The organism is Pedobacter sp. HMWF019 (genome assembly GCF_003061025.1).
Classification (GTDB): Bacteria; Bacteroidota; Bacteroidia; order Sphingobacteriales; family Sphingobacteriaceae; genus Pedobacter.
This window is the reverse complement of the sequence record NZ_QAIL01000535.1, coordinates 1-6,635: the sequence shown is the minus strand read 5'-3', so window position 1 is coordinate 6,635 and position 6,635 is coordinate 1. Positions and strand designations below refer to the sequence as shown.

General features: G+C 39.9%; 7 protein-coding genes. 4 read left to right on the top strand and 3 right to left on the bottom strand.

Annotated elements, in window-relative coordinates:
* The first annotated feature begins 216 nt into the window (after positions 1-216).
* The 4 genes from DBR11_RS26460 (at position 217) to DBR11_RS26445 (ending at position 4,206) form a co-directional block, all read left to right on the top strand.
* A complete protein-coding gene (locus DBR11_RS26460; protein WP_108555567.1) occupies positions 217-780 on the top strand; it encodes a UbiX family flavin prenyltransferase in 564 nt (187 codons plus the stop codon).
* 114 nt (positions 781-894) lie between these two features.
* Positions 895-2,214 (top strand): tRNA (N(6)-L-threonylcarbamoyladenosine(37)-C(2))-methylthiotransferase MtaB, encoded by a 1,320-nt coding sequence (gene mtaB, locus DBR11_RS26455; protein ID WP_108555566.1) that lies wholly within the window; start codon positions 895-897, stop codon positions 2,212-2,214.
* 31 nt (positions 2,215-2,245) lie between these two features.
* The gene (locus tag DBR11_RS26450) at positions 2,246-3,400 is read left to right on the top strand and encodes a prolipoprotein diacylglyceryl transferase (RefSeq protein ID WP_108555565.1); all 1,155 of its coding nucleotides are present in this window, start codon (positions 2,246-2,248) and stop codon (positions 3,398-3,400) included.
* Positions 3,401-3,411: 11 nt separating this feature from the next.
* Positions 3,412-4,206: an inositol monophosphatase family protein gene (locus DBR11_RS26445; protein ID WP_108555564.1), complete on the top strand. Its 795-nt coding sequence runs from the start codon at positions 3,412-3,414 to the stop codon at positions 4,204-4,206.
* Between the two features lie 73 nt (positions 4,207-4,279).
* Here the strand turns inward: DBR11_RS26445 and DBR11_RS26440 are convergent, their stop codons facing one another.
* The 3 genes from DBR11_RS26440 to DBR11_RS26430 form a co-directional block, all read right to left on the bottom strand.
* Positions 4,280-4,828 carry a NifU family protein gene (locus DBR11_RS26440; protein WP_108555563.1) on the bottom strand — a complete coding sequence of 183 codons (549 nt, stop codon included), beginning with the start codon at positions 4,826-4,828 and terminating at the stop codon, positions 4,280-4,282.
* A 102-nt stretch (positions 4,829-4,930) separates the two neighbouring features.
* Positions 4,931-6,277: an adenylosuccinate lyase gene (purB, locus tag DBR11_RS26435; RefSeq protein ID WP_108555562.1), complete on the bottom strand. Its 1,347-nt coding sequence runs from the start codon at positions 6,275-6,277 to the stop codon at positions 4,931-4,933.
* A 120-nt stretch (positions 6,278-6,397) separates the two neighbouring features.
* On the bottom strand, positions 6,398-6,635 hold a 238-nt coding region (locus tag DBR11_RS26430), incomplete at its 5' end, for a hypothetical protein (RefSeq protein WP_369974461.1).

Sequence of the window (6,635 nt, the reverse complement as noted above, 5' to 3'; positions counted from 1 at the left end):
GGTTCAGGGAGATTAATTTTTTTGACCAAAATTCCGTAGCGAAAAGAATTATTAAAAATTATAAAAAAAAGAATGTTTAAACTTTCTTTATTCAAGAAAAGATAATTACATTTGGGCTTACCCTTTCGAGGGTATGTTTTTCATAGGTAGATGTAGGGTCGGATATTAATTTATTCGACCCTTTTTTATTTTTAAGCTCGTATCTTTATCGGGTCCATGAAAAAGAAAAAAATCATTATTGCAATTACAGGAGCCAGTGGTTCCATCTATGCCAGGCTTTTATTAGAGAATCTTAAACTTTTATCCGATCAGGTAGAGAAGGTAGGTGTAGTGATGTCTGATAATGCAAAAGAGGTTTGGCGTTTTGAGCTGGGAAATGAAGATTATGACCATTATCCTTTTGAGTTCTATTCCAAAATGGATTTTAATGCCCCGTTTGCTTCCGGGTCTGCAAAATATGATACGATGATCATTGTTCCATGTTCTATGGGTACTTTGGGACGGATTGCGCAGGGGATCTCAAACGATTTGATTACCCGTGCGGCAGATGTGGTTTTAAAGGAACGGAGAAAACTCATCGCTGTGGTGCGGGATACGCCTTTCAGCCTGATCCATATTAATAATATGAAAACGGTTACTGAAGCAGGCGGGATCATCTGTCCGGCTAATCCTTCTTATTATAGTATACCTCAAACTATAGAAGAGGTTGCACAGACGGTGGTGAGCCGCGTAGTGGATCTGGCTGGCCTGGAGCAGGACAGTTACCGCTGGAACGATTGATTTTTATATAAAGTTTACAATCCTCCAAAGCTTTGGTTCTGTATAAGTCATTCGAAACCCGTATCTTTGCAGGCTTTGAAAGCCTGGTCTTTTAAAGGCCAATAACAATAACTAATGAAGAAAGTTGCATTTTATACTTTAGGCTGCAAGTTGAATTTTTCTGAAACTTCAACGATCGGGCGTTTATTTACCGATGCCGGATATGCCGTCGTAGATTTTACTGCGGGCGCAGATGTTTATGTGATCAATACCTGTTCGGTAACCGATCATGCAGATAAGAAGTGCCGGAAGGTGGTGAAGGAAGCATTAAAGTATTCTCCAAATGCATATATAACTATAGTTGGCTGCTATGCACAGTTGAAACCGACAGAGATTGCAGAGATTGAAGGGGTGGATATGGTATTGGGCGCGGCAGAGAAATTCAGGATTGTTGAATTTATTTCTGACCTGACTAAGGCACCTAAAGCGGTTGTTCATCAGCAAAATATAGAAAAAGTTAATCATAATTTTATAGCGGCCTATTCTATTGGTGACCGGACCCGTACTTTTTTGAAAGTTCAGGATGGTTGTGATTATCCTTGTACGTATTGTACGATTCCTTTGGCCAGAGGTGGCAGCAGGAGTGATACCATTGAGAATGTGGTAAACCGGGCGCAGCAGATTGCGGCAAGCGGGGTGAAAGAGATTGTACTTACGGGGGTGAACCTTGGCGATTTTGGTATCAGGAACGGGCAGCGGGAAGATAAATTCTTTGACCTGGTGAAAGCCCTGGATGAAGTAGAAGGTATAGAAAGGATCCGGATTTCTTCAATTGAACCTAACCTTTTAAGTGACGAGATCATTCGTTTTGTAGCGGGTTCAAAGCGGTTCGTTCCGCATTTTCATATTCCTTTGCAATCGGGTTCCAATAAAATATTGGGTTTGATGCGGAGACGCTATCAACGGGAATTATATACAGAACGGGTGGCTACCATTAAAGCGCTGATTCCGAACTGCTGTATCGGCGTGGATGTGATTGTTGGTTTTCCTGGGGAAACTCATGAAGACTTTTTAGATACTTACCAGTTTTTGAATGAACTGGATATTTCTTATCTGCATGTGTTTACTTATTCTGAGCGGGAGCAGACAGCGGCTGCAGAAATGAAAGGCCGTGTTGCGGGAAGTACACGTGCAGACCGTAACAAGATGTTGCACATCCTGTCGGAAAAGAAAAGAAGGGCTTTTTATGAGTCACAGCTTGGATCTGTAGGTGAAGTGCTTTTTGAAGATGATCAGAAAAGCGGTTTTATGCATGGATTTACTAAAAACTACGTAAAGGTAAGGGCTAAGTATGATCCGGTAATGGTCAATGAAATCAAATCTGTTCATCTGGTGGCTATAACAGCCGAGGGTGAGGTAGAAGTTACAGAAACCGAACAAGTTTTAGCGCATTAATCCTATATTCGCATTAAACTTTTTTATACGTATGTTTCCTACTGTATCGCATTTTATAGAATACCTTTTTGGTATTCAGGTTCCTTTGCCTTTTAATACTTTTGGTGTTTTTGTTGCCTTGGCTTTTGTTGCCGGATATTGGGCTTTTACAAAGGAATTGCAGCGAAAAGAGGCTCTGGGGATCTTACATGCAAGAATTAAAAATATAGTAATTGGTAAACCTGCAACAACACAGGAGCTGATCTACAACGGAATTTTTGGTTTCCTGATCGGTTATAAACTGGTTTATGCTTTATTAAATTACCATCTTTTTGTAAGTGATGCCCAAACGGTGCTGCTTTCGACCAAAGGGAATATCCTGGGTGGTTTGTTTTTTGCTGGTCTGTTTGCTTATTGGGATCACCAGGAAAAAGGTAAACATAAACTGCCTCAGCCCAAAACGATACAGGTAACAGAGCATCCTTACCAGTTGATGGGCCATATGATTGTATGGGCAGCCGTATGGGGCTTTTTAGGAGCGAAGATTTTTGATAACCTGGAGCACTGGGATACTTTTATCCAGGATCCTATTGGTGGTTTGCTGTCTTTTAGTGGTTTGACTTTTTATGGCGGATTGATCTGTGGTGGTGCTGCGGTTATTTATATTGCCAACAAGAACGGCATTAAGCCTTTGCATATGCTGGATGTTGGTGGGCCTGGTATGATGCTGGCCTATAGTGTTGGCCGGATTGGTTGTCATATGTCTGGTGACGGGGACTGGGGAATTGTAAACACCCACCCTAAGCCTTTTAACTGGCTTCCTGACTGGCTTTGGGCTTATACTTATCCAAACAATGTGGCTATGGAAGGTGTTCCTATACCAGGTTGTACAGGGAAATTCTGTAATGTATTGCCTTTGCCGGTGTATCCTACGCCTATTTATGAGGTTATTGTTTGTTTCATTTTGTTCCTGATTCTTTGGAAGCTTAGGGACCGGATTAAGTTTCCGGGAATGATGTTTGGCATTTACTTAATGATGAATGGGGTAGAACGTTTCTTTGTAGAACTGATCCGGGTAAATTCCAGGTATCATGTGGCTGGAATTTCTTTTACACAGGCGGAACTGATTTCGTCCCTGTTGTTTATTGGTGGTTTGGCGCTGGTGATCTTTTCGGTTAAAAATAAAGAAAAAGACGCAGCCCTTTAAATAGAAAGCGATTGAATTACGAATTGTTATGTACCAAGGTGATCGCGATAGCGCGTTTGGCTGGTAATTTTATACGAAAAGAATCTATGAACTTTGATGCAAGGAGCGTTGAGTTTAAAGGATTAAACGATATGGTTTCTTATGTAGACAAGACTGCTGAACAGCAACTGGTGTACAATTTGTCTAAACTATTGCCAGGAGCTGGCTTTACAACAGAAGAAGAGACGGTAAACAGCAAAGGGGAGGTGTTCAACTGGATCATTGATCCTTTGGATGGGACAACTAACTTTATCCATGGTATTCCGACTTATTCGATCAGTATTGCTTTGTATGAAGAGGATCAGCCTGTAATAGGGGTGGTTTATGAGATCAATCGTGGGGAAATGTTTTATAGCTATAAAGGTGGTGAAGCTTATTTGAATAATAAAGTGATCCGGGTTTCTTCCAGGCCTTCGTTGTCTGAAAGTTTGCTGGCAACGGGCTTTCCTTATTATCAGTTTGATAAGCAGCCTCAGTATATGGCTTTGCTTTCTGATATGATGCAGAAATGCCATGGTTTAAGAAGGATTGGTTCTGCGGCGGTTGATCTGGCTTATGTAGCTTGTGGAAGATTTGATGCTTTTTTTGAGTATAATCTGAATGCTTATGATGTAGCTGGTGGTGCTTACCTGGTGCAACAGGCTGGTGGCCGCATAATGAATTTTAGCGGTGGCGATGAATTTATAGAAAAAAGGGAGATTCTGGCTACCAATAGCTTGATTGATGCAGAACTTTTAGAAGCGATGAGGAATCATTTTAACGCTTAAGGATATATAATGGCATAAAAAAGGCCGGTTTCTTTTTACAGAAACCGGCCTTTTTTATGTTTTATTCTATGAATTATAGTGCTTCTGAAACAACTTCTTTCACTTCTGGTACCATTCTTTGCAACAGATTCTGGATACCTGATTTTAAAGTGATGGTGGAGGAAGGGCATCCGCTGCATGAACCTCTCAGTTCTACAGTCACCACACCTTCATCGAATGATTTATACGTGATGGCACCACCGTCTTGTTCTACAGCGGGGCGTACATAATCATGAAGGATTTGCTGAATCTTAATTTCCAGTTCTGTACCTTCAAAATTAACCGCTTCTGTAGTTTCTTCTTTAATTTTATATTCCGATTCTACAGCGCCTTTTACAAATTCTTTAAGGATGGGTTCAATATCAGCCCAGTCTGTATCTTCAGCCTTAGTGATGGTCACAAAGTTGCTGGCGAAAAATACACCATTAACGAAATTGAACTTGAACAATTCCTTTGCAAATGGGGAATGTTCAGCACTCTCTTTTGTTGCGAAATCTTCACTGCCATTGATCAATAATTTATTGACCATGAATTTCATTGTAGCAGGATTTGGAGTTTGCTCTGTATATACGTTGATAGTCATTGTCTTTTTTTTCTACAAAAATAATTAATTAGTGATGCAATTTCAGTTTATGATGTCTGTTTTAGGTCATTAATTTAAACAGATTCTAATTAAAGCTGCTGTTTAAAATACGCCTGTATAATTAAATGGTGTGATCTGTTTTAATTCTTCCTTCAGTTCAGCACTGATATTCAATCCATCAATAAATACGGCCATAGTTTGTGCGGTGATCTTTTGATTGGTCCGGGTAAGGTCTTTTAATGCCTCATATGGATTTGGATAGGCTTCACGGCGTAAAATGGTCTGAATGGCTTCGGCCACCACGGCCCAGTTGTTATCCAGGTCTGCAGCTATGGCTTCGTTGTTTAACAGGATTTTGTTTAAGCCTTTTAAAGTAGACGAGATGGAGATCAGGGTATGTGCTACAGGAACACCAACATTTCTTAATACTGTGGAATCTGTTAAATCTCTTTGTAAACGGGAGATTGGAAGTTTAGCGGCAAAGAATTCGAACAGTGCATTTGCAATTCCTGCATTGCCTTCTGCATTTTCGAAATCAATAGGGTTTACTTTATGTGGCATTGCAGAAGAACCAACTTCTCCTTCTTTGATCTTCTGCTTGAAATAGTTTTTGGAAATATAAGCCCAGATGTCTCTGTCGAGGTCAATAATGATATTGTTGATGCGTTTTAAGGCATCACATTGTGCTGCAAACTGATCATAGTGTTCAATTTGTGTAGTGTGTTGTGCACGGCTCAGTCCGAGGATCTCATTCACGAAATGATTGGAGAAATCTACCCAATTGATAGAAGGGTAGGCGATATGGTGCGCGTTAAAATTTCCGGTAGCACCTCCAAACTTGGCGCTGTTGGGAATATTTTTGAGGTTGTTTAGCTGGATGTCCAGTCTTTCTGCGAAAACCAGGAACTCCTTGCCCAATTTGGTTGGAGAAGCTGGCTGTCCATGTGTGTGGGCCAATAAAGGAACATCTGCCCATTCTGTGGCCAGTGCTTTTAATTTACTGATCAACTCTGCAATGTTTGGGTAATACACCTCATTTAAGGCCAGCTTAAAAGTATAGGGGATAGCCGTATTGTTAATGTCTTGCGAAGTTAATCCGAAATGGATAAATTCTTTGAAATCCTGCAATCCAAGCTGATCGAATTTGCTTTTGATGAAGTATTCTACAGCTTTTACATCGTGATTGGTGATTTTCTCTGTGTTTTTAATCTCTGTCGCATCAAGCTCTCCGAAATTTTCATAAATGGCACGCAGTTTTGTGTAGTTGTTTTTGTCAAAAGCGGTTAAACCATGCAAATTGGTTTCGCAAAGTGCGATGAAATATTCTATTTCAACAAAAACCCTGTATTTGATGAGGCCATATTCTGAAAAATAGCTTGCCAGGTCCTTAGTGGTGTTTCTATAACGTCCGTCAACTGGAGATATAGCTTGAAGTGGAGATAAATTCATGTAATTGAGAAGTTTTTACAGCCGCAAAGGTAACATAAATTAGGGATTATTAAGGGTTTGGGGCATAAAAAAAGGCTTTGGGTGATTCCCAAAGCCTTTTCTTTAAAAATTAAAGTTTGACTAGTGTTTAACTTCAGTTTTAGTAGTAGTAGTTTTAACTGTAGTATCTTTTTTAGCTGTGTCAGTAGCAGCTTTAACAGTAGTATCAACTTTGTTAGTATCAGTAACGATAGTTGAAGAATCAGTTGTAGTAGTGTCAGATCCTTTAGCTTTGTTTTCTGAGTTACAAGCTGCTACTGATAAAGATAATGCTAAAGCTAAAAAGCCAAATTTAAATAAGTTTTTCATTCTAATTTCC